Origin of the sequence: Pedobacter sp. (assembly GCF_040513095.1) — a bacterium.
In the GTDB taxonomy this organism is placed as follows: domain Bacteria; phylum Bacteroidota; class Bacteroidia; order Sphingobacteriales; family Sphingobacteriaceae; genus Pedobacter.
The window spans coordinates 25732-51839 of record NZ_JBEVDX010000178.1; the positions used below are offsets into that span (position 1 = coordinate 25732).

22 protein-coding genes are annotated in these 26108 nt (G+C 47.0%); all 22 read left to right on the forward strand.

Translation table 11 applies throughout. The features are described 5' to 3' along the window. Positions 1-23: 23 nt before the first annotated feature. The 22 genes from ABWY16_RS19730 (at position 24) to ABWY16_RS19835 (ending at position 26095) form a co-directional block, all read left to right on the forward strand. Complete coding sequence (locus ABWY16_RS19730; RefSeq protein ID WP_353906385.1) at positions 24-1616, forward strand: SusD/RagB family nutrient-binding outer membrane lipoprotein; 1593 nt, start codon at positions 24-26, stop codon at positions 1614-1616. Between the two features lie 33 nt (positions 1617-1649). Next, positions 1650-2273: a hypothetical protein gene (locus ABWY16_RS19735; protein ID WP_353906386.1), complete on the forward strand. Its 624-nt coding sequence runs from the start codon at positions 1650-1652 to the stop codon at positions 2271-2273. 110 nt (positions 2274-2383) lie between these two features. Further along, positions 2384-3706, forward strand: coding sequence for a M20/M25/M40 family metallo-hydrolase (locus tag ABWY16_RS19740; protein ID WP_353906387.1), 1323 nt, complete (start codon positions 2384-2386; stop codon positions 3704-3706). 5 nt (positions 3707-3711) lie between these two features. Beyond that, complete coding sequence (locus ABWY16_RS19745; RefSeq protein WP_353906388.1) at positions 3712-5025, forward strand: M20/M25/M40 family metallo-hydrolase; 1314 nt, start codon at positions 3712-3714, stop codon at positions 5023-5025. Between the two features lie 18 nt (positions 5026-5043). Further along, positions 5044-7791, forward strand: a complete 2748-nt coding sequence (locus ABWY16_RS19750; protein ID WP_353906389.1) for a M14 family metallopeptidase — start codon at positions 5044-5046, stop codon at positions 7789-7791. Positions 7792-7910: 119 nt separating this feature from the next. Beyond that, entirely contained in the window at positions 7911-9338 is a 1428-nt protein-coding gene (locus ABWY16_RS19755; protein WP_353906390.1) for an amidohydrolase, read from the forward strand. Positions 9339-9452: 114 nt separating this feature from the next. Next, positions 9453-10892, forward strand: a complete 1440-nt coding sequence (locus ABWY16_RS19760) for an amidohydrolase (RefSeq protein ID WP_353906391.1) — start codon at positions 9453-9455, stop codon at positions 10890-10892. A gap of 61 nt (positions 10893-10953) precedes the next feature. After that, entirely contained in the window at positions 10954-13815 is a 2862-nt protein-coding gene (locus tag ABWY16_RS19765) for a M14 family metallopeptidase (RefSeq protein WP_353906392.1), read from the forward strand. A 199-nt stretch (positions 13816-14014) separates the two neighbouring features. Then, positions 14015-14236 (forward strand): hypothetical protein, encoded by a 222-nt coding sequence (locus ABWY16_RS19770; RefSeq protein ID WP_353906393.1) that lies wholly within the window; start codon positions 14015-14017, stop codon positions 14234-14236. Positions 14237-14327: 91 nt separating this feature from the next. Next, positions 14328-14966, forward strand: coding sequence for a (2Fe-2S)-binding protein (locus ABWY16_RS19775; RefSeq protein ID WP_353906394.1), 639 nt, complete (start codon positions 14328-14330; stop codon positions 14964-14966). Next, on the forward strand, positions 14959-15951 hold the full coding sequence (locus ABWY16_RS19780; protein WP_353906395.1) for an FAD binding domain-containing protein: 993 nt from the start codon (positions 14959-14961) through the stop codon (positions 15949-15951). The genes ABWY16_RS19775 and ABWY16_RS19780 overlap by 8 nt, the downstream gene beginning before the upstream one ends. 24 nt (positions 15952-15975) lie before the next feature. Next, positions 15976-18258 (forward strand): xanthine dehydrogenase family protein molybdopterin-binding subunit, encoded by a 2283-nt coding sequence (locus ABWY16_RS19785; RefSeq protein ID WP_353906396.1) that lies wholly within the window; start codon positions 15976-15978, stop codon positions 18256-18258. A 28-nt stretch (positions 18259-18286) separates the two neighbouring features. Further along, a complete protein-coding gene (locus ABWY16_RS19790) occupies positions 18287-19441 on the forward strand; it encodes an XdhC family protein (RefSeq protein WP_353906397.1) in 1155 nt (384 codons plus the stop codon). After that, positions 19438-20031 carry a nucleotidyltransferase family protein gene (locus ABWY16_RS19795; protein WP_353906398.1) on the forward strand — a complete coding sequence of 198 codons (594 nt, stop codon included), beginning with the start codon at positions 19438-19440 and terminating at the stop codon, positions 20029-20031. The genes ABWY16_RS19790 and ABWY16_RS19795 overlap by 4 nt, the downstream gene beginning before the upstream one ends. A 72-nt stretch (positions 20032-20103) precedes the next feature. Next, positions 20104-21084, forward strand: coding sequence for a GTP 3',8-cyclase MoaA (gene moaA, locus ABWY16_RS19800; RefSeq protein WP_353906399.1), 981 nt, complete (start codon positions 20104-20106; stop codon positions 21082-21084). 48 nt (positions 21085-21132) lie between these two features. Continuing rightward, complete coding sequence (locus ABWY16_RS19805) at positions 21133-22341, forward strand: molybdopterin molybdotransferase MoeA (RefSeq protein ID WP_353906400.1); 1209 nt, start codon at positions 21133-21135, stop codon at positions 22339-22341. Between the two features lie 119 nt (positions 22342-22460). Continuing rightward, entirely contained in the window at positions 22461-22694 is a 234-nt protein-coding gene (locus ABWY16_RS19810; RefSeq protein ID WP_353906401.1) for a MoaD/ThiS family protein, read from the forward strand. 1 nt (position 22695) lies between these two features. After that, positions 22696-23799 (forward strand): ThiF family adenylyltransferase, encoded by a 1104-nt coding sequence (locus tag ABWY16_RS19815; protein ID WP_353906402.1) that lies wholly within the window; start codon positions 22696-22698, stop codon positions 23797-23799. Positions 23800-23806: 7 nt separating this feature from the next. Continuing rightward, complete coding sequence (locus tag ABWY16_RS19820) at positions 23807-24250, forward strand: molybdenum cofactor biosynthesis protein MoaE (RefSeq protein ID WP_353906403.1); 444 nt, start codon at positions 23807-23809, stop codon at positions 24248-24250. After that, positions 24250-25161 carry a bifunctional molybdenum cofactor biosynthesis protein MoaC/MoaB gene (gene moaCB / locus ABWY16_RS19825; RefSeq protein ID WP_353906404.1) on the forward strand — a complete coding sequence of 304 codons (912 nt, stop codon included), beginning with the start codon at positions 24250-24252 and terminating at the stop codon, positions 25159-25161. Before ABWY16_RS19820 ends, moaCB begins: the two co-directional genes overlap by 1 nt. A 184-nt stretch (positions 25162-25345) precedes the next feature. After that, positions 25346-25636, forward strand: a complete 291-nt coding sequence (locus tag ABWY16_RS19830) for an antitoxin Xre/MbcA/ParS toxin-binding domain-containing protein (RefSeq protein WP_353906405.1) — start codon at positions 25346-25348, stop codon at positions 25634-25636. A 3-nt stretch (positions 25637-25639) separates the two neighbouring features. After that, on the forward strand, positions 25640-26095 hold the full coding sequence (locus tag ABWY16_RS19835) for an RES family NAD+ phosphorylase (protein WP_353906406.1): 456 nt from the start codon (positions 25640-25642) through the stop codon (positions 26093-26095). Positions 26096-26108: the final 13 nt, after the last annotated feature.

Consider the following 26108-nt stretch of genomic DNA (forward strand, 5'->3'; position numbering starts at 1 on the left):
AAGTATTTAAATCAGGTAGACATATGAAATTGAGAAATAAAAAATACATGTTCCTGTTAGCCGGTGTATTGCTGACAGGTAGTGCCTGCAAAAAGTTTGTAGACATCAATCAGGACCCGAATAACCCTACAACAGCACAGTTAACGCTGCTTTTACCCTCTACAGAAATATCCATGGCAGGAAATATGTACCAGCTTAACAGTGGTACCTCCACCATCATGCAGCAAACGATGTGGTCAACTTCGATCAGCCGTTACCAGCAGCAGGGAACAGATTATGCCAACTCCTGGGATGGTTTTTACAGTCAGACACTGAACGACCTTGAGTCCATCATCAGCAGCGGAACTGCATCACAGCAATGGGGTTACGTAGCAATTGCCAAATTTGAGAAAGCATACCTGTACAGTCTGATGGTTGATATGTGGGGAGATATCCCGTACTCACAGGCTGAGAATGGGGCCTCCACTACAAGTCCGCCGCTCGAAAAAGGAGCTGAGATCTACGAGAAACTTTTAACGATGATTGACGAGGGTATTGGAGATGCCAATAAGATTACTGCAACTACCCTGGTGCCTGCAACTTCGGATGTATTTTACGCCGGTACAAAAGCCTCATGGATTGCCATGGCAAATTCACTGAAACTGAAAATGTATAACCAGATGCGCCTTGTTGATCCTGCAAGATCGGCAGCGGCCATTAAAACCCTGATAGCCGGTTCACTGATCAGTGCCAATACAACAGATTTTACCTTTAAATTTGGTTCAGGCCAAAATCCCAATAACCGTCACCCATGGCACAGGGTAGAATACCAGTCGTCCAAAACTTTTTACCAGAACCAGTTCTTCATGGACCTGCTGCTGAACAACGACGACCCGCGTCTGAGAGACTTTATCTACAGGCAAACGGCTACTGCTGGTTTGAACAACTCTACAAACAGTAATGGTTACTACGGACGTAACCCTGGTGATGGTACAGCTGCCCCGGCAGATTTGGCCCGCAGGGCTGATTTCGGAATTTATCCTGCAGGTGGTCTGTATGACAATGCGCCAATCAACAGTCTGACGGGAGCAAACTTATACCTAACCAATGTTGGTGCAACCGCAACACCTAAAACCATAGCAGTAACAGACGGAACCGGAGCAGGAGTGCTGCCCTTTATTACCAATGCGATGGTGAAATTTATCAGGGCAGAAGCGGCCTTAACACTGGCAACAGGAGACGATGCAAGAGTTCAGTTCAGTGACGGGGTTACAGCCAGCTTAAACAGTATCAGCACATATGCCGTTGCCAACAATGGCGTAGCTATACCAGCTGCAAGTATCACCGGAACGGTAGCCAAACTCCTGGCACAGTATGATGCGGCAACAGCTGCAGGCAAACTCAACCTGGTGATGACACAGAAATATATCGCAACTTTTGGTAACGGTATGGAATCATATAATGATTACAGAAGAACAGGTTTGCCGGTTTTACGTGATCTCTTATCTCCGCTGAGCACCTTTCCACTGCGTCTTTATTATTCTCAGACAGAGTTATCTGCAAATACATCATTCGGTGCAAACGGCAGCGCATTACAGGTTGCACAACAGGTTACACCAGTGTTTTGGGATAAATAAACTAATCAAACTATTACCAAATAAAAAGAATATATGAAAAATCTTATACTGTCCATATCATGCATCTGTTTGCTGGGGTTAGGTGCATGTAAAAAAGTCCATTATGAATGGGAAGATTATACGTACACAGCTGTTCCTACGGTAAGAATAGATACTGCGCTATCAGCATTGCCTACCCGTCAGAACGCAAAAGTTTCTTTCTTCAACCTTAAGGACGCCAACCTTGCCAATGAACGGATGTCCTTTACCCTCAACTGGGAAGGCTCGGGATATGCAAGTGTAACCTCAATAGAGGTATACAGGAGTTTCAACAAGGCTGAGGCAAGTGTGCCTGCTTACCCAATCGTGATCTCCTCACCGGGTAACCAGTATCCAAATATTGCGCAGTTTCCTATTCCCGGAAACATCACCACTACAGATGTGCTGTACGAAACGGTAACTACATTCCCTAAAACTTATACTTTTACCGCTGCGCAACTGGCTGCACTGAACGGGATCAGTTTAAGTTCCGTTGCTGTAAATGATTATTTCCTCTTCAAGTTTGTGGTCAACCTTTCAGACGGCCGCCGTGTCGCAGCCTGGTTTACCAACCTTGCTGATGAATCACGCGGCGAACCGGGAGATACCCGTACAGGAGTACGCTTTAAAAGTCAGTAACCATCTTTTTCAACTACAGGATAACCAGTCAGCAATGACCGGTTATCCCTTACTATGTACACTGAGCATTCGGCTAAGCCATAGAATCAAACCTTACTACAGAAATTAAAATGGTCATAAATAAAAAAAATATATTGTTCGCTTTACTGCTCACAGGATGTGCAGGAATGGTAAATGCTCAGGAGAGCGAACAGTCAGCACCTGTTGCGATTGACAAAAAGTATACTGCTGAGATTAAAAAGATCGCTGCGGCACCACTGGTAAAAAAAGCCATGCAGCAAATCCTTGATCTCGAAAAAGAAACCATGAGCAACCATGTGCTCTTAACCGAAATCCCTTCACCTCCCTATAAAGAGGCAAAAAGGGCAGCTAAATTTGCAGAGATGATTACCGCTGCAGGAGTAGATTCTGTATGGACTGATACAGCAGGAAATGTACTGGCACTTCGTAAAGGACGTACCCGCAAAAAGCGTGTGATACTGGAAGCGCACATGGATACCGTTTTTCCTGAAGGGACTGACGTTACAGTAAAATACAAAGGCGATACCTTGTGTGCGCCGGGAATCGGCGATGATACACGATCATTGTCAGTAGTACTTACCATCGCAAAGGTGATGAAACAAACAGGTATACAAACTGATGCAGATGTCATCTTTGTTGGCGCAACCGGCGAGGAAGGGCAGGGAGATTTGAGGGGGGTAAAAAATCTTTTCAGTGCTGCAGGCCCGGGAAAGATTGATTCATTTATCGCTATTGATGGATCAGGAACAGAAGGTATTGTACACCGCGGTCTTGGTTCACACCGTTACCGCGTCACTTTCAAAGGTCCGGGCGGTCACTCTTCGGGTGCTTTCGGGATCGGCAATCCGCACAATGCGCTCGGTCGTGCCATGCACTACTGGGATGAATCAGGCAATGCCTATGCAGCCACTCCGGGTACCAGGGTAACATTTAGTGTGGGCGTAATCGGAGGTGGGACTTCGGTTAATTCCATTCCTTTCGCTTCATGGATGGAAGTAGACATGCGTTCAGAAAATCCTGAACGGCTGAATGCCATGGATGCACTGTTAAAGGCGGCTATCAGTAAAGCACTGGCAGAGGAAAATGCAATAAAAAAAGCTGGTAAAGATCTTACGGTAGATATCAGACTGATTGGCGACCGCCCTGCAGGTGGCAACCCTGCAACAATTCCGTTAGTTCAGCACATGATGGCTTCAATCGCTTATCTTGGTGGTACACCTAAACTGGGTGTAGCCTCAACGGATTCAAACATTGCATTTGCAAAAGGAGTACCGGGAATGACCATCGGTCAGGGCGGAAAAGCAGGCAATGCACATTCACTCAATGAGTGGTTTTTAAATGATAAAGGTTACCTCGGGATTCAACAGTCACTGCTGGTCCTGCTTTCTGAAGCAGGTTTAGCTGCAAAATAATAAGGATGAAAAAACTGATTATACCGGTTTTTTGCGCAGTGTTCCACATAATGTCTGCACATGCGCAGGAAGAAAAACCTAAAACAGCGCCTATAGCTCCGCAGTATAGCGCTGATATCACTAAAATCACGAATAAAGCCGTAGTGAAGAAGGCTTTGCAGACAATTGTCAACCTGGAAAAGGAAACGATGAGCAATCATGTGACCCTCACAGAGATCCCTGCACCGCCATATAAAGAAACAGCAAGGGGACTGAAATTCGCTGAACTGCTCAAAGCCGCCGGTGTGGATTCTATCTGGACAGACACCGCAGGCAATGTAATAGGCCTGCGCAAAGGCAAAACAGGTAAAAAGAAAGTAGTACTTGAAGGCCATCTAGACACCGTATTTCCTGATGGGACCGATACCAAAGTTACCTTCAAAGGAGATACGCTGTATGCTCCAGGTGTGAGCGATGATACCAGGGGACTGGCAGCATTGCTAACTGTTGTAAAAGCGATGAAGCAGACCGGTATCCAGACCGATGCAGATGTTTTGTTTATCGGAACCACCGGCGAAGAAGGCCAGGGAGACCTGAGGGGGGTAAGAAACCTGTTCAGCGCTTCAGGACCTGGCAAGATCGATTCCTATATTGCTTTTGACGGAACCGGATATGGGCACACAACTCACCGCGGACTGGGCTCGCACCGTTACAGGGTAACCTTCAGAGGTCCCGGAGGCCATTCCTCTGGCGCATTCGGTATCGGCAATCCGCACAATGCTTTAGGCCGTGCCATGCAGTACTGGGACGAATCGGGCAATGCATTTGCGGCTACGGCAGGCATCAGGGTCACTTTCAGCGTGGGCGTAATCGGTGGTGGTACATCAGTAAATTCCATTCCTTTTGAATCCTGGATGGAAGTAGATATGCGCTCAGAGAATCCGGAACGGTTAAACGCCATGGATACACTGCTGCGTAAAGCAGTGCAGAAAGCTCTGGCAGAAGAAAATGCAATCAAAAAAATGGGCAGGAACCTTACTGTGGAGGTAAGATCTATTGGCGACCGCCCTGCCGGAGGCAGCGATCCCAGGCAACCGCTGGTGCAGCATGCAATGGCGGCCATGAAATTCCTTGGTGCAAACCCTACACTGGGCGTTGGATCGGCAAACTCCAACATCCCTATCTCATTGGGGGTACCCGGTATCACAATCGGCTCAGGAGGCGAATCGGGTAACTACCATGCTTTAAACGAATGGTTTTTAAATGATAAAAAGGGATATCTGGGTATCCAGCAATCCCTGCTGGTCTTGTTGGCAGAGGCTGGCGTAGTAAATAAATAACACGTAAAAATGGAGAATATGTACAACAAATTTAGCAAAATGTTTACCCTGGCTTTGCTGTGTACAGCAGGCTTAGCCAGTGCGCAATCCATTCCTTCACCAAAAGAACATTTTGGTTTCAATATCGGGGATGATTACAAGCTAACCACCTACACCCAGGCGGAAGCATATTACAAAAAATTAGCGGCCTCGCCGCGTACCAGGCTGGTTGATATCGGGATGACTGAAGAAGGGCGCCACCAATGGATGCTGATTGTTTCTTCACCGGAGAATATCAAAAAGCTGGCTGAGTACAAAGATATTTCCCGCAAGCTTGCCCATGCAGAGAACCTTAGCCCGGCAGAGGCGAAAAAGCTTGCTGCAAAAGGTAAAGCTATTGTATGGATTGACGGTGGATTGCACGCTACAGAAACTGTAGGTGCGCATCAGCTGATCGAAACGATGTACCAGCTGGTTACACGTACCGATGAAGAAACGATGACCATCCTCAACAATGACATCATCCTTCTGGCACAAGCCAATCCTGATGGCCAGGAACTCGTTAGTAACTGGTACATGCGCAATGCAGATACTTTAAAGCGTAAACTTGATATTCCGCGTGTCTATGAAAAATACGTAGGACACGATAATAACCGTGATTTCTATATGATGAACATGAAGGAAAGCCAGAACATCAGCAACCAGCTGTTTGTAGAATGGATCCCGCAGATCATGTACAACCACCATCAGCGTGGCCCTGAGGGTTCAGTCCTTGCAGGTCCTCCATACCGCGATCCATTCAACTACGTGTTCGATCCGCTGATCGTTACCAGCATTGACGGTGTAGGTGCAGCAATGAACAACCGCCTCAATACAGAAAATAAACCGGGTTACACCCAGCGTAACGGCTCCCAGTTTTCTACCTGGTGGAACGGCGGACTGCGTACAACACCCTATTTCCACAACATGGTGGGCCTGCTTACCGAGATTATCGGCGGACCAACTCCAGAAGATATCGCCCTGGTGCCCGACCGTCTGATCCCTAACGGAGCTACGCCAAACCCGGTTGTTCCTCAAAAATGGCATTTCCGTCAGTCGATCGATTATTCAGTATCCCTGAACTATGGCGTACTGGATTATGCTTCGCGTAACCGCAGCAACCTGTTATATAATATTTACCAGATGGGACAGAACTCCATCGCACGCGGACACGAAGACCACTGGACATTCTATCCTAAATATGTACAGGCCATCAAAGATGCCTATAACAAGGATAAAAAAGATACCGGCGGAGAAAAAAGCGAAGGCGAATTCTCTTTTGGCAGCGAAAGCGGTATCCCCGCAAAATACTTTGATGCAGTGATGAAAAAACCTGAACTGCGTGATGCAAGGGCCTATATTATTCCTGCAAACCAGTCAGATTTCCCAACAGCAGTAAGGTTTATCAACTCACTGATCCGTTCAGGTATCCGCGTAGAGAAAGCTACTTCAACCTTCACTTCTGAAGGCAAAACCTATCCGGGCGGATCTTATGTCGTATCCACTGCCCAGGCTTTCCGCCCGCACGTGATCGATATGTTTGAACCACAGGATCACCCTAATGATTTCGCCTACGAAGGCGGGCCTCCGATCAGGCCTTATGATGCTGCCGGATGGACATTGGCGTTCCAGATGGGAGTGAAGTTTGACAGGGCCATGAGCGAAGTTACAGGAGATTTCAAACAGGTTCCTTACGGAGAGATCCAGCTTGCGCCTAAATTAAGTATCGCATCGGCAAAAACCGGGTACACCATCAGCCCTAAACAAAACAACGCATTTATCGCAGTGAACGACCTGCTGAAAGCCGGTGCAGAAGTATACCGTCCAACTACCGGTACAACAGGCGACTTCTATGTTCCTGCATCAGCAGCTGCTAAGACTGTCCTTAGCAAATCTGCAGCTGATTACGGACTGATGGTCAGCTCTGCAACGTCAAAACCTTCAGGATTAACTAAAATCAGTCCTTCACGCATAGCGATCGTAGATGTGTACGGAGGTTCCATTCCTGCAGGCTGGGTACGCTGGCTGATGGAGCAATACCATTATGGCTATACTATGATTTACCCGAATGAAGTAGATGCGGGCGACCTGAATAAAAAATTCGATGCAATCATCCTGGTTACCGGTATTGTACCGATGTCTGATAAACCGGCAGCTTCAAGCCGTTATTTCGACAGGATGCCCAAAGCAGAAGATGTACCAGCAGAATTCCAGCCATGGGTAGGTAAGGTTTCCATTGCGAAGTCAGTACCTATGCTCAAAAAGTTCCTCGAAGCGGGCGGTAATATCGTAACCATCGGTACCAGTACAAACCTGGCTTACCACCTGGGTTTACCGGTTAAAAATCAACTGGTAGAAGCAGGAAAAGACGGTAAGGATAAACCACTTCCGGGCACCAAATACTATATTCCGGGAAGTTTGTTAACCGTAAGCCTTGATACCAAACAACCGTCCAACTGGGGTATGACAGATCAGAATGATGTACTTTTTGACCGCAGCCCTGTATTCAAACTGGAAGCTGGTGCCGAAGCAAAAGGCATCAAACCACTGGCATGGTTCCCTACCGCTACGCCGCTGCATAGCGGATGGGCATGGGGACAAGCGTACCTCAAAGATGGCGTAGCTGCATTTGAAGCACCTGTAGGAAAAGGTAAACTGTATGCTTTCGGACCAGAAATCACTTTCAGGGGCCAGTCGCACTCTACCTTCAAAATGCTGTTCAACGAACTGTACGGCCAGAAGAAATAACATCATTTGATAGCGCTTTCTGTTTTCTGCAGCCATTCCAGGCGGGGAGACAGACAGCGCTTTTATGTTTAAACCCCATCTTATGATCAGAAAGTTACTTAACTAACCAAAATATTGCCATGAAAAATATCACATTAATCAGTTTGGCACTGGGCTTATCTGCCAGCGTTTTCGCGCAAAACGCTGATAAAAAAAAGATCCTCAGTTCCCTTACAGCTAAAACTGATGAATATACCAAAGTTGCCAAAGATATCTGGGGCTTCGAGGAAGTGGGTTATCAGGAAGTAAAGAGTTCAGCCCTGCTGGAAAGCGAACTGGAGAAGTCCGGTTTCACGATCACCAAAGGCGTAGCAGATATTCCTACAGCTTTTGTGGCTACATATGGTTCAGGAAAACCTGTAATCGCCATTCTGGCAGAATATGATGCCCTGCCGGGGATCTCCCAGACAGGAAATCCTTTTCAGGAAAGCAATGGGGGTAAAGCAGGCCATGGCTGCGGTCACAACCTGTTTGGTACAGCCTCTACCGCTGCAGCAATAGCAGTTAGCGAATGGCTGAAGGGCTCCGGCAAATCAGGAACCATCAAATTAATGGGCTGCCCGGCAGAAGAAGGCGGATCAGGTAAAGTATATATGGTACGTGCAGGCCTCTTCAGCGATGTTGATGCTACATTGCACTGGCACCCCGGAAATGTAAATTCGGCAGGTACATTCAATACCCTGGCCAACATCAGCGGCAAATTCAGGTTCAGGGGAATTTCTTCGCATGCTTCAGGAGCACCGGAAAAAGGCCGCTCCGCACTGGATGCAGTGGAAGCGATGGACAATATGGTCAATATGATGAGAGAGCATATCCCATCTGATACACGGGTACATTATGTGATCACCCATGGTGGCGAAGCACCAAACGTAGTTCCTGCTTTTGCAGAAGTCTATTATTATGTGCGTAACCAGGATAAACAGGTAGTAAAGGATGTCTGGGCGAGAGTAGTCAAAGCCGCTGAAGGAGCCGCTATGGGCACCGGCACTAAGATGGAAGTAGAGATCACCGGAGGAGTATACAACATGCTGCCAAACCTGGCCATGGCAAAAGTGATGGATGCCAATCTGAGGATCGTAGGCGGATTTACCTACACACCTGAAGAGAAAGCCTGGGCAGAAAAGATACAAACGACCTTCGTAGATCCCAAACACCCTGATCTTGCTTCCACAGCGCAGGTACAGGCATTTGAGAAAGAGGATGTACACGGCTCATCAGATGTGAGCGATGTGAGCTGGACAGTACCTACAACAGGATTATCTACCGCTACCTTCGTTCCCGGATCTGCAGGGCACAGCTGGCAGAACGTTGCCGCAGCAGGAACCAGCATTGGTGCCAAAGGCATGATGATCGCTGCAAAAACACTCGCGCTTTCTGCATATGATCTGTTCAACAACCCGGCAGTGCTGAAAACTGCTGAAAAAGAATTTGCAGAAAGAAGAGGCACAGATTTTAAATACGAGGCGATGCTTGGCGACAGAAAGCCACCGCTGGATTACAGGAAGTAGTTCTGCACAGCCACTTCCAGGCCTTAACCATGGTTTGAAGGACCATGCAGCAAAGCAAGCGGCTATTCAGAGTGTTAGTTATAGACAATGAAAAGTATGAACCAAAATAATGCAATGAAAAAAATAACATTACTCAGTATGGCACTGGGCTTATCTGTCAGCGTTTTCGCGCAGAATGCCGATAAAAAGAAACTGATCGCTGCGCTGGATGCAAAAACACCGGTATACAATAAGATTTCCAAAGATATCTGGGGATATGCAGAAATGGGATACCAGGAAGAGAAAAGCTCGGCATTGCTGGAAACACAGCTTGAGCAGGCCGGTTTTAAACTTGAAAAGGGCGTAGCAGATATTCCAACGGCTTTTGTAGCTACCTATGGTTCAGGAAAACCGGTAATTGCAATCCTGGCAGAGTACGATGCCTTACCGGGCATCTCACAAACCGAAAACCCCTTTCAGGAAACTGCAGGGGGCAAGGCCGGTCACGGCTGCGGACATAACCTTTTCGGTACAGCATCGGTAGCTGCGGCCATAGCAGTAAAAGACTGGATGGCGCAAAGCGGAACCAAAGGTACCCTTAAACTCATGGGCTGCCCGGCAGAAGAAGGCGGTTCAGGAAAAGTTTACCTGGTTCGAGCAGGATTGTTCAACGATGTGGATGCTACCTTGCACTGGCATCCCGGAAACTCCAATTCGGCAAGTATCTCACCATGGTTAGCCAATAAAAGTGCTAAATTCAGGTTCAAAGGCATTTCTGCACATGCTTCGGCAGCGCCGGACAAAGGCCGTTCTGCACTGGATGCAGTAGAAGCGATGGACAATATGGTGAACATGATGCGCGAGCATATCCCTTCAGATACCCGTGTGCATTATGTGATCACCCGAGGCGGCGAAGCACCAAACGTTGTTCCTGCATTTGCAGAAGTCTATTATTACGTGAGGAACCCGGATATGCAGGTAGTGAAAGATGTATGGGCAAGACTGGTGAAGGCAGCAGAAGGTGCGGCTCTGGGTACCGGCACAACAATGAGTTACGAAGTAATCGGCGGTACATACAACATGCTGGCCAATGTGCCTTTGTCTGCCGTAATGGATAAAAACCTGCGTCTGGTAGGCGGATTCACCTATAACACTGAAGAAAAAGCTTTTGCAGAAAAAATACAGGCTACCTTACAGGGCAGTAAACAGCCATCGCTGGCAAGCACAGCTGTAGTAGAGCCATTCACTGTAGAGTTGAAGAACGCAGCAGGTGGAGCATCATCCGATGTGGGCGACGTCAGCTGGGCAACTCCAACAGCAGGTTTGTCAACCGCTACCTTTGTTCCCGGTTCATCCGGCCACAGCTGGCAGAATGTTGCCGCAGCAGGCAATACGATTGGCCAGAAAGGGATGATGATTGCTGCCAAAACCATTGCATTATCAGCGTACGACCTTTTCAAGACACCTGAGGTACTGAAAGCAGCAACTAAAGAATTCAACGAAAGAAAGGGGCCCGACTATAAATATGAGGCTTTGCTGGGCGATAGAAAACCTGCACTGGATTACAGAAAATAAAAGCACCGGCAAAAACTGATTCAAACCTCAACCAACCACAAGAACCTAAAACCAACGAAATATGAAAGCATTTTTAAATACCAGGCTTCCCTGGATGCTCAGTGCAGTACTGCTCGTTACAGCATCGCTGGCGAATGCGCAGACTACACCTGCTCCGAAGAAGCCACTGGTTACCAAAACCACTGACGGCTACAAGCAGCCGAAGTATCCCGGACAAAGCGTACCTTCTCCAAAGGAACATTTCGGCTTCAACATCGGAGACGATTATAAACTGGCCAATTACACCCAGACTGTTGCCTATTACAAAAAGCTGGCGGCATCTCCCAGAACAAAACTGGTAGACATCGGCCTTACCGAAGAAGGGCGCCATGAGTATATGATGGTAGTTTCTTCGCCGGAGAACATCAAAAACCTGGCGATGTACAAAGACATTGCCCAGAAGCTTGCCCGCGCCGAAGGTCTGACCAACCAGCAGGCACTTACACTGGCAGCAAAAGGAAAAGCAGTAGTATGGATTGATGGAGGCCTGCATGCTACAGAAGTGGTGGGCGCAGCGCAGCTGATCGAAACCATGTATCAGCTGATCAACCGTAAGGACCCGGAAAATATGCGCATTCTCGACAATGTGATTGTCCTGTTTACCCATGCCAACCCTGATGGAATGGAACTGGTGTCTAACTGGTATATGAAAGATGCCGATCCCCTGAAAAGGAACACCGAAATTCCAACACTGTACGAAAAATACATCGGTCACGATAACAACCGTGATTATTACATGATGAACACCAAAGAAGCTACCAACATGAGTAAACAGCTCTTCCTAGAATGGTTTCCTCAGATCATGTACAATCACCACCAGAGAGGTCCCGAGGGATCAGTGCTTGCCGGCCCTCCGTACCGCGATCCCTTCAATTATGTGTTTGATCCATTGATGATCACCGGTATTGATGCCCTGGGTGCAGCCATGTACAGCAGGCTTAATGTGGAGAACAAACCGGGATATACCCGTTTAACAGGTTCAAGTTTCTCTACCTGGTACAACGGAGGATTGCGTACTACAACACAGTTCCACAACATGATCGGTTTGCTTACAGAGATCATCGGTAATCCTACACCTGAGAAGATCCCTGTAGTACCTGCCCGCCTGGTACCCAACGGAGCAACGCCAAACCCTGTTTTACCGCAGGATGTATGGCACTTCCGCCAGTCTATCGACTACTCCGTATCGTTGAACTATTCTGTATTTGATTACGCGGCGCGCCAGCGTGACGAAGTGCTGTACAACATCTACAAGATGGGTAAAAACTCTATCGACAGGGGAAGCAAAGATTACTGGACGATCTCGCCGAAACGTACCGATGCCATTACCCAGGCCTACAAAAACGACCAGAAAAGTACAGGCGATAATGCCGGTTCCGCAGGGGATCCGATGGGCTGGATGACCCGCGGGTCAGATATCCCGATGAAATATTATGATGCAGTACTGAAAAATCCTTTGCTGCGTGATCCAAGGGGGTATATCCTCTCTGCCGATCAGCCGGATTTCCCTACAGCGATCAAGTTCCTCAATGCCCTGATCAAATCAGGCATCAGTGTGCAGAAAGCTACTTCAAGCTTTAGCGTTGAAGGTATTAACTATCCTGCCGGTTCATACATCGTGAAAACTGATCAGGCTTTCCGTCCGCATGTGCTGGATATGTTTGAACCACAGGATCACCCTAATGATTTTCTTTATCCGGGAGGCCCTCCGATCAGGCCTTATGATGCTGCAGGATGGACACTGGCCTTCCAGATGGGCGTAAAATTTGACCGTGTGCTCAATAACTTTGGCGGTCCCTTCGTGAAAATTCCTTACGGACAGATTCAGGTTCCTCCAAAAGAGGTTATCCCTTCTTCAGGCAAAGGTTATTTGCTGAGTGCCCAGGTGAACAACTCATTTAGTGTAGCAAATGATCTGCTGAAAGCTGGAGTAGAAGTCTACCGTGTACCAAAAGGTGCAGGCGGCCTTAGCGAAACAGGTACGTTTTATATCCCGGCGGGAGCTGCGGCAAAAGCAGTGCTAGACAAGGCTGATGCCGGTCTCGGCGTAAAAGTTCTGGCAGCAGATGAGATGCCTAAGGATGCCAAAAAAATCACTTCGCTTCGCATTGGCCTCTGGGATCAGTACGGTGGATCTATCCCATCGGGATGGTTGCGCTGGCTGATGGAGCAGAACCATTTTGACTACAGCATTGTCTATCCTCAGGACATCGATGCAGGTAACCTGAACAGTAAGTACGATGTTATTGTATTTGTTACCCGCGCTATTCCACCTGTAGGCGGCGAGCCCAGGTCTAACAGTATGTTCTATGACCGTATGCCAAAGGCAGAAGATACACCTGTTGCATTTCAGAAAATGCTGGGTAAAATCACTCCTGAAAAGTCTATCCCCCAGTTGAGATCTTTCCTTGAGGCAGGTGGTTCTATTGTAACCATTGGCAGCAGTTCTAACCTTGCTTATCATCTTGGACTTCCGGTACACAATGCTTTAGTGGATAAAGAGAGCAATAAACCACTGCCGGGTACTAAATATTACATCCCTGGAAGTATCCTTCACGCAAGTGTTGATTCAACAGTTCCGGCTGCCTGGGGCATGCCTGCAGATGTAGATGTGAACTTCGACAACAGTCCGGTATTTAAACTGGATGATGATGCTTCAAAAAAAGGAGTACAACCTATCCTCTGGTTCCCTACGGATAAGCCGCTTCGCAGTGGCTGGGCCTGGGGACAGTCGTACCTCAAAGACGGCGTAGCAGGCTTTGTTGCTCAGGTTGGTGCCGGTAAACTGTATACTTTCGGTCCTGAGATTACCTTCAGGGGGCAGTCGCACGGCACATTCAAGTTGCTGTTCAATCAGTTCTACGGATTACCGGCTGATAAATAATATCCATGCTTACTACAGGCTGCAGACAATCTGCCTGTATTTATGAATGATGATTTCGCGGTTCTGGCCATATGGGCAGAACCGCTTTTTTTATCCAAAAACCTTGTTCAACACCTTTTTGAAGCAATAAAAACAAAAACTCCAAGTTATAGGAGTTTTAATTTACCTTTGGGGCAAGGAGAAGAATATGGGATTGAAGATGCGTATTACGTATAAAGACACTGACTATGTGTATGAGATTTTAAATGGGGCAGAGATCAATAAGGACACTGCAGAATTAAAAATCATCTTAAATGGTTCATCTATTACATTATCAAAAGATATCAGTAAAATATGGGTACAACAGGATGGGGACGTTACCATTGAGCCTGATTTCGCACAGGCCTTAGGCAGGTCAGTTTCGCTGCGCTACCGTATGTAAGTTATTTATATTCCTTTTAAATTAGTACTGCTGCCGATTTAAGGAAAACATTTCAAAATACTGCCTGTTGCAGCGTTAAGAATGTTTTACTATGAAAAATTCAGCACCTAACCTGCAGCTGCCGGAAGCTATTCCTGTGAGCCTTACTATCAATGGGCAGCAGCATAACCTTAAACTTCAGCCCTGGGTAAGTCTATTGGACACCCTGCGCGAACACCTCCATTTAACCGGAACCAAGAAAGGATGTGATCATGGCCAATGCGGCGCATGTACAGTCCTGGTTGACGGCAAAAGGATCAACTCCTGCCTTACTATGGCCGTGATGAAAGATGGTGCGGAGATCGTTACTATCGAGGGGATTGCCAGCGGCGATGAACTCCATCCGCTGCAGCAGGCGTTTATCGACAACGATGCTTTCCAGTGCGGTTACTGCACACCGGGCCAGATCTGTTCGGCCATAGGCCTGATGAATGAAGGCAAAGCGAAATCTTTAGCTGATGTAAAAGAACTGATGAGCGGTAATATTTGCCGCTGTGGTGCCTATTCACACATCAATGAAGCTATTATGCAAGTCAAAGACGACGCTGCAGCAGCAAAGATGCAGATGAAATTTTCAGGCATTGAAGCTATCAGCCCGGTTGAAGACGATGCTGAAGCTGATGACTCAATAGTAGAAACAGAAATAGAAGAAGCATTACTGCAGGCAGAAGGAGGAGCGACTCATGAATAGTTTTTCGTATATCAGGGCAACCGCGCCCGCAGAAGCTGTAAGTCAGGTGGCAAGGCAGTCCGAAGCTAAATTTGTAGCAGGCGGAACCAACCTGTTCGACCTCATGAAAGAAAGCGTAGAGCAGCCGGAGCATATCATTGATATCAACAGGCTGGATCTTGCAAAAATAGAACCGCTGTCAGAAGGCGGATTACGCCTTGGGGCTTTGGTTACCAATGCAGATACCGCATGGAATGAATCGGTAGAACGGGATTACCCGCTCTTATCCAAAGCAATTCTCGCAGGCGCATCCCCGCAGCTCAGGAACATGGCTACCAATGGCGGTAATCCATTACAACGTACCCGCTGTTATTATTTTTATGATCTGGCAACGCCCTGTAATAAAAGGGAACCGGGCACTGGCTGTTCAGCTTTAAACGGCTTTAACCGTATCCATGCTATACTTGGCACCAGTGAACATTGCATTGCTACCCATCCTTCAGATATGTGTGTAGCCCTTACAGCACTGGATGCAACCGTAAATATTACCGGCCTGCACGGAGAACGTACAATTGATTTCGCAGATCTGCACCGTTTACCGGGCGATACACCACATCTGGATAACAACCTCGAATATGGTGATCTGATTACTTCAATCGACCTTCCTCAAAAACAGTTCAAAACGAACGTAGCTTATTTGAAACTGCGCGACAGGCAATCTTATGCTTTTGCCCTGGTTTCAGTAGCAGTAGCACTGGAAATGGATGGCGACCTGATCAAAGAAGCACATGTGGCACTTGGTGGGGTAGCCCATAAACCATGGCGTGATAAAGTTGCAGAAGAGCAGCTCAACGGGCAGATGGCTACGGCAGAGAACTTCCGGGCATTTGCAGATAGCGTTTTATCCGGTGGCATAGGATACGGACACAATACTTTTAAAATAGAACTGGCCAGGCGTGCAATTGTAAGAGCATTAACAACCGCGGTGACTGAACCTGTCGCATAGTATGAACCTTTAACCTAAACAACGATGAATACCAAATATACAGGTCAGTCGGCCAGCCGTGTTGACGGTCCGCTGAAAGTTACCGGCAAAGCAAAATATGCAGCAGAGTTTCCTGCCGAAGGTTTACTCTACGGTTACGTGCTCAACAGCGATATCGCCAGCGGCGAAATCCTGAGTATCGATACCAGCGCAGCCATGGGCATCAAGGGTGTAATCTCCGTATTTACCCATGAGAATGTTTCGGGCCTAACCTGGTTCAACAGCAAATACAAAGATATGGACTCCACTGCAGGAACGCCATTCAGGCCACTTGGCAGCAATAAAATACTGTTCAGCATGCAGCCTATCGGTCTGGTGGTAGCAGAAACCTTTGAAATTGCACGTCTGGCGGCCTCACTGGTAGAAATTACCTACAGGGAAAATCCTCATGTGACCAATCTGCAGGGAGAGCTTGACCATTCCAAAGAAGCCCCGATGGGTAAAATCGGATATGTACAGCCCAAAAGCCGCGGCAATGCCGAAAAGGCTTACCGCAATGCAGAATATAAAATACAGGGCGAGTACGTCCATGCTGCAGAACACCACAATCCCCTGGAAATGCTTGCTACAACCGCCATCTGGGAAGAGGACGGAAAAATTACCCTTTATGATAAAACACAGGGTGTAAGTAATGTACAGATGTACATCAGCAATGTTTTTGGTTTAAAGATGGAAAATGTACGCGTAGTATCTCCATTTGTAGGAGGTGCGTTTGGTATCGGACTGCGTCCCAAATACAATGTTTTCCTGGCAACCTTAGCCTCTCTTGAGTTGAGAAGAAATATCCGCCTGGTCTTAACGCGTCAGCAGATGTTCTCCTTCGGGCACCGTCCCGGAAGTGTGCAGCGCATCGCAATGAGCGCAAGCCCGGATGGAAAACTTACCTCAATCCAGCATGCTGCCTTTGGAGAAACCTCTACTTACGAGGACTACACGGAGATCGTCGCCAACTGGTCGGGCACCATGTACAACTGCGAAAACGTAAAACTGAAATACGAACTCGTAAAACTCGATGTAGCCACGCCAACGGATATGCGTGCGCCGGGAGCCGTAACAAGTGCCCACGCCTTTGAAAGTGCAATCGACGAAATGGCTTATGAGATAAAAATGGATCCCCTGGAGTTCAGGCGTATCAACTATGCCGAAGAAGACCAGGTAGAAGGAAAACCTTATTCAAGCAAGGAACTCCGGGCATGTTACGATCAGGGCGCCGCCAAATTTGGCTGGGAAAACAGGCCTGTTGAGCCGGGAACAATGCGCGACGGCAACCAGCTGGTAGGTTGGGGAATGGCCAATGGTGCCTGGGATGCCCTGATGATGCCGGCCAAAGCGCAGGCAATACTCAGTGCTGACGGCAAGCTGATCTTAAGCAGCGGAACTTCGGATATCGGTACCGGAACCTATACGATCATGACCCAGATCGGGGCAGAAACACTGGGGCTCGACCTTGATGATGTAACCTTTCAGCTGGGCGATACAAAGATGCCTATGGCACCGCTCGAAGGTGGTTCATGGACTGCAGCTTCTGTAGGCTCTGCAGTTAAGGCAGTCTGCGAAGAGCTGAAAACAAAGCTGTTTGAAATGGCCCGCAAATTAAAGGATACGCCGTTTAAGCGTGCCAGCATTAAAGATTTCGCTGTAGACCATGGTCATATATCGCTCATCAGCAATCCCTCGGCCCGCCTCTCCATTATCGAAGTAATGCGTTTATCTGGTGTAAACAGCATCCTTGAAACAGCCATGTCCGGTCCTGATCCAAAGGCAAAGAAAACCCACTCATTCAATTCCCACGCTGCGGTTTTTGCAGAGGTGAAGGTAGATGCAGATCTCGGTACAGTCATTGTTACCCGGGTAGTATGTGCGGTAGCAGCAGGAAAAATACTCAATCCAAAAACAGCCACAAGTCAGATTTTGGGTTCGGTTGTCTGGGGAATAAGCAAAGCGCTGGAAGAAGAAAGTGTTCTGGATAACCAGTTCGGGCGTTTTATGAACCACAGCCTTGCAGAATATCACGTAGCTGTAAATAAGGATATAAATGAAATTGATGTTATCTTTGTAGAAGAGAATGATAACCTTGTAAACCCACTCGGAATTAAGGGAGTGGGAGAGATCGGGATTATTGCCGTTGCCCCGGCTATTGCGAATGCAGTTTTCCATGCCACAGGGGTAAGGGTACGTAACCTGCCGATCACGATGGACAAAGTGTTACAGATCGCGGCAGAAGATAAAAACCAGGAAAGCGTACCGATTGAGATCAGCTATCCTTAGAGAAAACCTATCAGAGAAAGAACAGATAATGAAAGAAATCCTTGATATCATAGCAGCTTACACCATCGCATCAAGGGAAGGTAAGAGGATGGCACTGGCTACAGTAGTCCATGTTGAAGGTTCTTCTTACCGCCGCCCCGGGGCCAGGATGCTGGTAACCGATGACGGGATGTTAACTGGTGCAATCAGTGGGGGCTGCCTCGAAGGCGATGCCCTGCGTAAAGCGTTGCTGGTAATCAATCAGCAGCAGAACAAGCTGGTCACCTATGATACCTCCGACGAGGACGATGCCAAGTTTGGCGTACAGCTGGGCTGCAATGGCATCGTACATATTCTTTTTGAACCGATTAACCCTGAACAGGATATCCATCCGGTAACCTTGCTCCAGGAATTGTCTGCCAAACGCCAGGAAGGGGTACTGGTTACCCTGTTTTCCTTATCGCAGCCGCAACTGACCGTTCCCGGAACCTGTTTGCTGGTACTGCCTGATACCGCTGTTTCAGAACATATAGCTGCAGCACAATATGGGCAGGAGCTGCTGGCAGATGCAAATCATGCATTGCTGACCAAAAAATCGTTTATCAGCGATTACCTGTTTGGAGAACATCTGCTTACTGCATTTGTAGAATTCATCAGGCCTCCGGTTTCACTCGTGATTGCCGGTGCGGGCAATGATGCCTTCCCGCTTGCAGGAATCGCACGTATTTTGGGCTGGCATACCACAATAGTGGATGGTCGGGCTACACATGCCAATCTGCAGCGTTTTCCACATGCTGATAAAGTGATTGTTGCTAAACCCGATGGCGTGCTTGCTCAGGTTTCTATAGATGACCAGACAGTTTTTGTGCTGATGACGCACAATTACAACTATGATCTCGCCTTGCTGAAACAGCTGGTAAAACAGGATCAGCTTTGTTATATCGGTAGTCTGGGGCCAAAGAAGAAATTGGAACGGATGATCACTGAACTTGGCGAAGAGGGCATTATCCTCAGCATTGCACAGCTCAGTAGTATATTTGGTCCGGTAGGGCTTGATCTTGCAGCAGAAACTGCAGAAGAGATTGCCTTATCCATTGCTGCGGAGATCAAAAAAGTCCTTAGCCGTACATCGGGCTATTCGCTAAGGGACAAGCAGGAGCCAATCCACAAGCATCCCCGTGAAAGAAATATTATTGATCTATGAGTGCAATCCTGAAAACCGGCATAGTCATCCTTGCTGCGGGATCCTCTTCAAGACTTGGGCAGCCAAAGCAGCTATTGTCATATCAGCATAAAAGTTTGCTTGCCCGCACAATTGAGGCAGCTAAAAGTACCAGAGATGGGATAGTTGTTGTTATCTTAGGGGAGAAGCATGCAGCGATTGCAAAAGATGTTGAACCTTCGGGGGTCCGGGTTGTTTATAATGAAGGATGGGAAGAAGGAATGAGTTCATCGATCAGGGCGGGCTTATCAGCTTTGACAGCTCATACTGAGCTTGATGGTGTAATTCTTACCGTTTGTGATCAGCCTTTTCTGACCGCCTCAGTACTCAACGCTTTGCTTGATGCAGCAGAAAGCTCCGGCAAAAGTATTGTTGCCAGTGCATACGGGGATACTTTAGGTACGCCTGTATTCTTCAGCAAACAGCATTTTGAAGATTTACTCGCGCTGAAAGGGGCAGAAGGAGCCAGGATGCTGATAAAAAAATACGAAACACAAGTTGCTTCCCTGCCTTTTGAAAAAGGGGAAGTTGATATTGATACTTTGGAGGATTATCAAAAGCTGATTTCCTGACCGGTTGCTGATCTTTTGATAAGATTAACTCCCGGAATGACAGCGCTGATAAACGACTCAAATAAATTTAAAATGATAAAAGACTCTTACAACCGGATACATAATTACCTGCGCATTTCGCTTACAGATAACTGTAACCTGCGCTGTTTTTACTGTATGCCCGAAGAAGAGTATGAATTTACACAGGCATCCAAGCTGATGCAGGCCTCAGAAATTGAAATACTGGCCAGAACTTTTGTAGAGCAGGGTGTAAATAAGATTCGCCTTACCGGCGGAGAGCCGCTGGTCCGCAAAGATGCTGCACAGATCATTCTGGCACTGGGCAGGATGAATATAGATCTTTCCCTCACAACCAATGGTGCGCGGGTGCATGATTTCATCAATGTTTTCCTGGAAGCAGGCATTAAATCAGTTAACATCAGTCTGGATACGCTTCAGGCAGATAAGTTCCAGATTATTACCCGCAGGAACATCTTTCAGCAGGTAAAAGACAATATCGGTTTACTGCTCCAAAACAATATCGGGGTTAAGATCAATGTGGTGGTCATGAAAGGCCTCAACGATATGGAGATCGTCGATTTCATCGGCTGGACAAAAGATCAGCCCATAGAGATCCGTTTCATAGAGTTTATGCCATTTGCCGGAAACCGCTGGACGAGCAACCAGGTAGTATCCCTGGAAGATATCCTCAACCTCGTAGCTACCCGTTATGAATACACAGATCTTCCGGGCGGCCCTAACGATACTGCAAAACATTACCAGGTAAAAGGGCATGCAGGTTCATTCGCTGTCATCAGTACCATGAGTGCGCCGTTTTGTTCTACCTGTAACCGTATGCGCTTAACGGCCGACGGTAAACTAAAAAACTGTCTTTTCTCAGAAGCAGAAACAGATCTGCTGGGCCCGCTGAGAATGGGAGAGGACGTATTGCCGCTGATCCATCAATGTATCGGCAGCAAGGCCAAAGCACTCGGAGGCCAGTTTTCCGGGTTATTTGAAAATATTGAAGCCCATACCATCCACAATAGAAGCATGATCACCATCGGGGGTTAATTCCCTGAATGAAATCGTTCAAATAAATCTGTATCTACAATTACTGTTATGATCTCCGTACAAGAAGCCAAATTACTGATACAGGAACAGGTTGTTCCAATGCCCTTACACCTTATGCCTTTAGCCATGGCTGCGGGCGCTACGCTGGGGGCAGATGTTTATGCAAAGATAGATATTCCAGCTTTTGAGCAATCCTCCATGGACGGCTACGCCATCCGCTTCGATGAGCGTCTCCTTCCTTTAGCGATCAACGGCGAGATGCAGGCCGGTGCAGACCATCAGTTTACCCTGCTGCCGGAAAATGCATCGCGGATCTTTACCGGTGCACCACTGCCTCAGGGCGCAGATACGGTGGTAATGCAGGAAAAGGTAGAAGTTAATAATGGCATTCTGACCATTCTTGATGATCAGCTTTCGCTGGGTTTGAATGTCCGTAAAAAAGGTGCAGAGGCTGCAGCAGGCACACTGGCAATGCAGAAAGGGTGCAAACTTACACCGGCCGCTTTGGGTTTCCTTGCCGGCATTGGTGTTACCGAAGTAGAAGTATGCCTCACACCCTCTGTTGCGATTATTGTAACAGGGAAAGAATTGAAGAAACCGGGCGCAGAACTCGCATTCGGGCAGGTATACGAATCCAATTCCTATTCACTGACCGCAGCGCTTGAACTGGCACAGGTTACCAAAATCAACTATTACAGTGCTGATGATAAACTTGACGAGCTTACGGCTGTCTTAAAAGAGGCCTTATCGGTGAACGACGTGGTACTTCTTACCGGCGGTGTAAGTGTAGGCGATTACGATTTTGTACTCAGGGCCGCTGAAGCCTCGGAAGTGAAACAGATCTTCCATAAGGTTAAGCAGAAACCCGGTAAACCGCTTTATTTTGGTAAAACCAGCAAACAGATCGTATTCGGACTGCCTGGTAACCCTTCATCCGTGCTCAGCTGTTTTTATCAGTATGTATTGCCGGCACTGGAAAAAATGATGGACTACAGAAGCAACAGTTCAGCAGAGGGTCAGCCATCAGGCAGTTTAAAAACGCAGGAAGCAGTGCTAACCCACGAATGCACCAAGTCAGCCGGGTTAACCCATTTCCTCAAGGCACAATTTAATGACGGAAATGTTACTCCCCTCAGCGCTCAGGAATCCTTTAGAATGAGTTCATTTGCACAGGCAAACTGTATGATAGAACTGCCTGAGGCCGAAACAGTTTTTGCTGCAGGGTCAAAGGTAAAGGTTTACATTTTTCCAGAGTAAATGGCGTTCCAGCTGTCCGTCAGCTGATAATGATAAAACTGATCATTTAAGTAGCATTGTCCAGACGCAGCAGGGCTGGAATGAAAAAAATAAAGTACCTGAAAGAGGAATATTAAACAATGAACATAAAGATATTATTATTCGGACGGTTGACAGAGTTGCTGGGTCAGAGCGTTCTCCAGCTGGAGGATGTGGCCGATACCGATTCAGTGACCCGTCGTTTATCCGCTCAGTATCCGGGCTTAGCGCAGATCAAGTACCAGATTGCGGTTAACCAGGAGATTATTCATGGAAACAAGCTTTTAACAGATGGTATGACCGTGGCGCTGATGCCGCCGTTTTCAGGAGGTTAAGATGGAGATTAAAGGTAAAGCGCGTTACGGGCGTCAGATGATATTAAAAGGCTTCGGCCCTGCCGGTCAGCAAAAACTCTTCAACGCAAAGGTTTTAGTCATAGGTGCCGGAGGACTTGGTTGCCCGATCCTGCAGTATCTTGCTGCAGCGGGAGTAGGCACACTGGGCATAGTAGACCATGATACGGTGGAACTGAGCAACCTGCACCGGCAGATCTTATACAGCGTAGCAGATGTCGGGCGTTTAAAGGCCGATTGTGCCGCAGAGAAACTCAGCCTGTTCAATCCGGATATCCAGATCATTTCATATCCGCTGCAGCTGAGCAACCAGAACGCCGCACTGATCATGAGTAAATTTGATATCGTGATCGATGGCTCTGATAATTTTCCTACCCGGTACATGGTTAATGATGCCTGTGCATTACTTAACCTTCCCCTCGTTTATGGTGCCCTTTCTGAGTCAGAAGGCCAGGTAGCAGTCTTTAATGTGAGCGATGCCAGTGGCAGGAAAGTAAACTACCGGGATATTTTTCCAAATCCTCCGCAACCCGGAGAAGTGCTCAATTGTGCCGAAGCCGGAGTACTGGGCGTATTGCCCGGGATTATCGGAACAATGCAGGCCAGTGAAGCAATCAAGCTGATTTCGGGGATCGGTGAGCCGCTGGTCAACCAGATGCTTATCTATAATTTATACACCAACCACACTTACAAGGTAAACCTTACTTCTGCCGAAGCGGAAGAAAGTATCCTGCCTCCAGACCTGGATGCTTTCATGGAAACAGACTACAACTGGTTCTGCGGAATCAGAACAGGTGTTTCGGGCGTGCAGGAATTGACTGCCGGCGAATTCAGGGAGATCATGCTTGATGAAGATTATGAGATTATTGACGTACGTGAGCTTGCAGAGCTGCCTTTAGCGCCCTTTGATCATATCCGTGTTCCCTTGTCCGAAATCAGGAAAAAGGTGCCTGCCCTGGAGAAAGATAAGGTCGTTCTTTTCTGCCATTCTGGTGTCAGGAGTGTTATTGCGGGGGAATTATTACAGGAAGAATATCCTGATAAGGAGTTCTATAGCCTAAAAGGTGGTATATTACGTTTAAACTAGTCTTCAAATGAGAGAAAAGAAATTGAGAAATATATTTGTTGATGGAGCGATCGCAGCTGATACTATTGCAGAAAGCATCCGGAAACACCATACCAAAACCGATATCGGGGCACACAGTATATTTCTTGGCCAGGTACGGGCCGATCAGATTGGTGATGCACAGGTTACCGGCATAAATTACACTGCTTACGAAGAGCTTGCGCTTGAAAAGATGTATGAGATCAGGGAAGCAATATTTGCAAAATACCCGCTTACCTGCATGCATATCCACCATAGCCTTGGGCTGGTAGCAGCGGGCGAAATCTGCCTGTTTGTATTCACTTCCTCGCGGCACCGCAAAGCTGCCATGGAGGCTTGTGACGAACTTGTAGAACGGATCAAAGCAGAGCTGCCTATCTGGGGCAAAGAAATATTAACAGACGAATCTCACCAGTGGAAAGAAAATAAATAATGGTCAGCATTACCCATAAATCCAATTCCCTCAGAAAGGCTGTTGCCATTGCTACAGTAAAAGTTTCCGGTCAGCATACAATTGATGCCATCGTGCAGAAGAAGGTGCCAAAAGGCGATGTTTTTGAGTTTTCGAGGGTTGCCGGTCTTTTTGCCGTTAAAAAGACCAGTGATGTTATTCCTGACTGCCATCCGCTGCCAATAGAATATACTGCGATCTCGCACGAGATCGAAGGATTAAACATCGTGATCCGTGTAGAGGTGCATACTGTATACAAAACCGGGGTCGAAGTAGAAGCGATGCATGGAGCTTCGGTTACTGCGCTTACCCTGTACGATATGCTGAAGCCGATAGATAAGGGGATAGAAATCGCCAATATCCGTCTCGATCATAAGTCAGGAGGCAAAAGCCAGTATAAACTTCCTGAAGAAGGTTCACTGAAATGTGCTGTTGTTGTATGTTCAGACAGTATTGCCAAAGGCGAAAAACAGGATGGCTCTGGCAAAGCGATCATCACTAAGCTTGAGCAGTTCAAACTTGAAACCAATCATTATGATATTATTGAAGATGATTTTGATCAGATTCAGAAAAAGGTGATGGAGCTTGTTTCGCAGCAATATGACTTAGTTATTTTCACGGGTGGAACCGGATTGTCTCCAAGAGATGTTACGCCTGACGCTATAGGAACATTGCTGGATAGAGAGGTTCCTGGTATTATGGAAAATGTGCGCAAGTATGGTCAGGAAAGGATGCCTTATGCAATGCTTTCCAGAGGCGTAGCTGGTTTTATTAAAGGTACACTTGTCATTACCCTGCCTGGTTCAGTTAAGGGCGTACAGGAAAGCATGGATGCTTTATTCCCTGCGGTGCTCCATGTATTCAAAGTGCAGGATGGCACAAGGCACGATTAATTTTGTTAAATATTCTTGTTTTAAGAAATAATGTTATTATATTTGTTCTATTAAGAAACTATTTAAGTTTTGAGGCATGCTCCATATTATTAGAGAGATGAACATCAAGATACTTTTAGCATCAAAGTAACGACAGCAGTAAACCTGAATATGAGCATCTAAACTTGAATCTAATTCCAAAAGTATGAAACAGGTAAAAACAGAAATGTCGGAATGGTTCCTAACTCACGATCCATTTACGACTAAACCTTCGCAAACCGAAGCTGATGCAGACAGCCAACGGCTCAACGCAATGTCAATGATGTACAAATATGGTCTCGAGGTGTTCGATGACAAGAATATGTTTGAGCGATGGTTGCGAAATCCCAACCGGGCTCTTGGAGGTAAAATTCCTCTCAATCTTTTAGATACTATGGCCGGTTTAAAGGAGGTGACGGCAATTATCGGTCGTCTGGATCATGGGATATATTCTTAAAGGATGCAGATATACAGGCTGTCGAGACAACCTTACTCAAGGAATTTAAAAGGGGTTGGTTCAAAATTATTCGGAGGAAGATGGAATCATGTTGGTGTACCCTGTATATATGCCGCTGAAAGCAGGGCTCTGGCAATTCTTGAATACGCTGCTAATACTGAAACAGATGAAATTCCCAGGAACTTGAATTTAATAACATATGAAGTTCCCGAGAAAGAGTTCAGGTCTTTCGATATTTCTGAACTGCCTGGTGACTGGCAACATGATCCCAGTCCACAGTCTACCAAAAATTTCGGTGCTAAATTATTCCAGGAAAAGGATTGTCTCGGCATTAGGTTGCCATCTATTATTGTAAATAAAGAATATAATTATCTAATCAACCCGCTATCGGACAAATTACCACTTCTTAAAATTCTGGATGCAAATGATTACAGTTTTGATATTCGAATAAAAAAGTAATATTCATTTTGTC

Coding starts and splice junctions, on each gene's coding strand:
- ABWY16_RS19805 (WP_353906400.1), top strand. CDS start 21,133: ATGATCTCCGTACAAGAAGCCAAATTACTGATACAGGAACAGGTTGTT.
- ABWY16_RS19735 (WP_353906386.1), top strand. CDS start 1,650: ATGAAAAATCTTATACTGTCCATATCATGCATCTGTTTGCTGGGGTTA.
- ABWY16_RS19760 (WP_353906391.1), top strand. CDS start 9,453: ATGAAAAAAATAACATTACTCAGTATGGCACTGGGCTTATCTGTCAGC.
- ABWY16_RS19740 (WP_353906387.1), top strand. CDS start 2,384: ATGGTCATAAATAAAAAAAATATATTGTTCGCTTTACTGCTCACAGGA.
- ABWY16_RS19745 (WP_353906388.1), top strand. CDS start 3,712: ATGAAAAAACTGATTATACCGGTTTTTTGCGCAGTGTTCCACATAATG.
- ABWY16_RS19815 (WP_353906402.1), top strand. CDS start 22,696: ATGGAGATTAAAGGTAAAGCGCGTTACGGGCGTCAGATGATATTAAAA.
- ABWY16_RS19830 (WP_353906405.1), top strand. CDS start 25,346: ATGAAACAGGTAAAAACAGAAATGTCGGAATGGTTCCTAACTCACGAT.
- ABWY16_RS19835 (WP_353906406.1), top strand. CDS start 25,640: ATGCAGATATACAGGCTGTCGAGACAACCTTACTCAAGGAATTTAAAA.
- ABWY16_RS19765 (WP_353906392.1), top strand. CDS start 10,954: ATGAAAGCATTTTTAAATACCAGGCTTCCCTGGATGCTCAGTGCAGTA.
- ABWY16_RS19810 (WP_353906401.1), top strand. CDS start 22,461: ATGAACATAAAGATATTATTATTCGGACGGTTGACAGAGTTGCTGGGT.
- ABWY16_RS19790 (WP_353906397.1), top strand. CDS start 18,287: ATGAAAGAAATCCTTGATATCATAGCAGCTTACACCATCGCATCAAGG.
- ABWY16_RS19775 (WP_353906394.1), top strand. CDS start 14,328: ATGAAAAATTCAGCACCTAACCTGCAGCTGCCGGAAGCTATTCCTGTG.
- ABWY16_RS19820 (WP_353906403.1), top strand. CDS start 23,807: ATGAGAGAAAAGAAATTGAGAAATATATTTGTTGATGGAGCGATCGCA.
- moaA (WP_353906399.1), top strand. CDS start 20,104: ATGATAAAAGACTCTTACAACCGGATACATAATTACCTGCGCATTTCG.
- ABWY16_RS19770 (WP_353906393.1), top strand. CDS start 14,015: ATGCGTATTACGTATAAAGACACTGACTATGTGTATGAGATTTTAAAT.
- ABWY16_RS19780 (WP_353906395.1), top strand. CDS start 14,959: ATGAATAGTTTTTCGTATATCAGGGCAACCGCGCCCGCAGAAGCTGTA.
- ABWY16_RS19785 (WP_353906396.1), top strand. CDS start 15,976: ATGAATACCAAATATACAGGTCAGTCGGCCAGCCGTGTTGACGGTCCG.
- ABWY16_RS19755 (WP_353906390.1), top strand. CDS start 7,911: ATGAAAAATATCACATTAATCAGTTTGGCACTGGGCTTATCTGCCAGC.
- moaCB (WP_353906404.1), top strand. CDS start 24,250: ATGGTCAGCATTACCCATAAATCCAATTCCCTCAGAAAGGCTGTTGCC.
- ABWY16_RS19795 (WP_353906398.1), top strand. CDS start 19,438: ATGAGTGCAATCCTGAAAACCGGCATAGTCATCCTTGCTGCGGGATCC.
- ABWY16_RS19730 (WP_353906385.1), top strand. CDS start 24: ATGAAATTGAGAAATAAAAAATACATGTTCCTGTTAGCCGGTGTATTG.
- ABWY16_RS19750 (WP_353906389.1), top strand. CDS start 5,044: ATGTACAACAAATTTAGCAAAATGTTTACCCTGGCTTTGCTGTGTACA.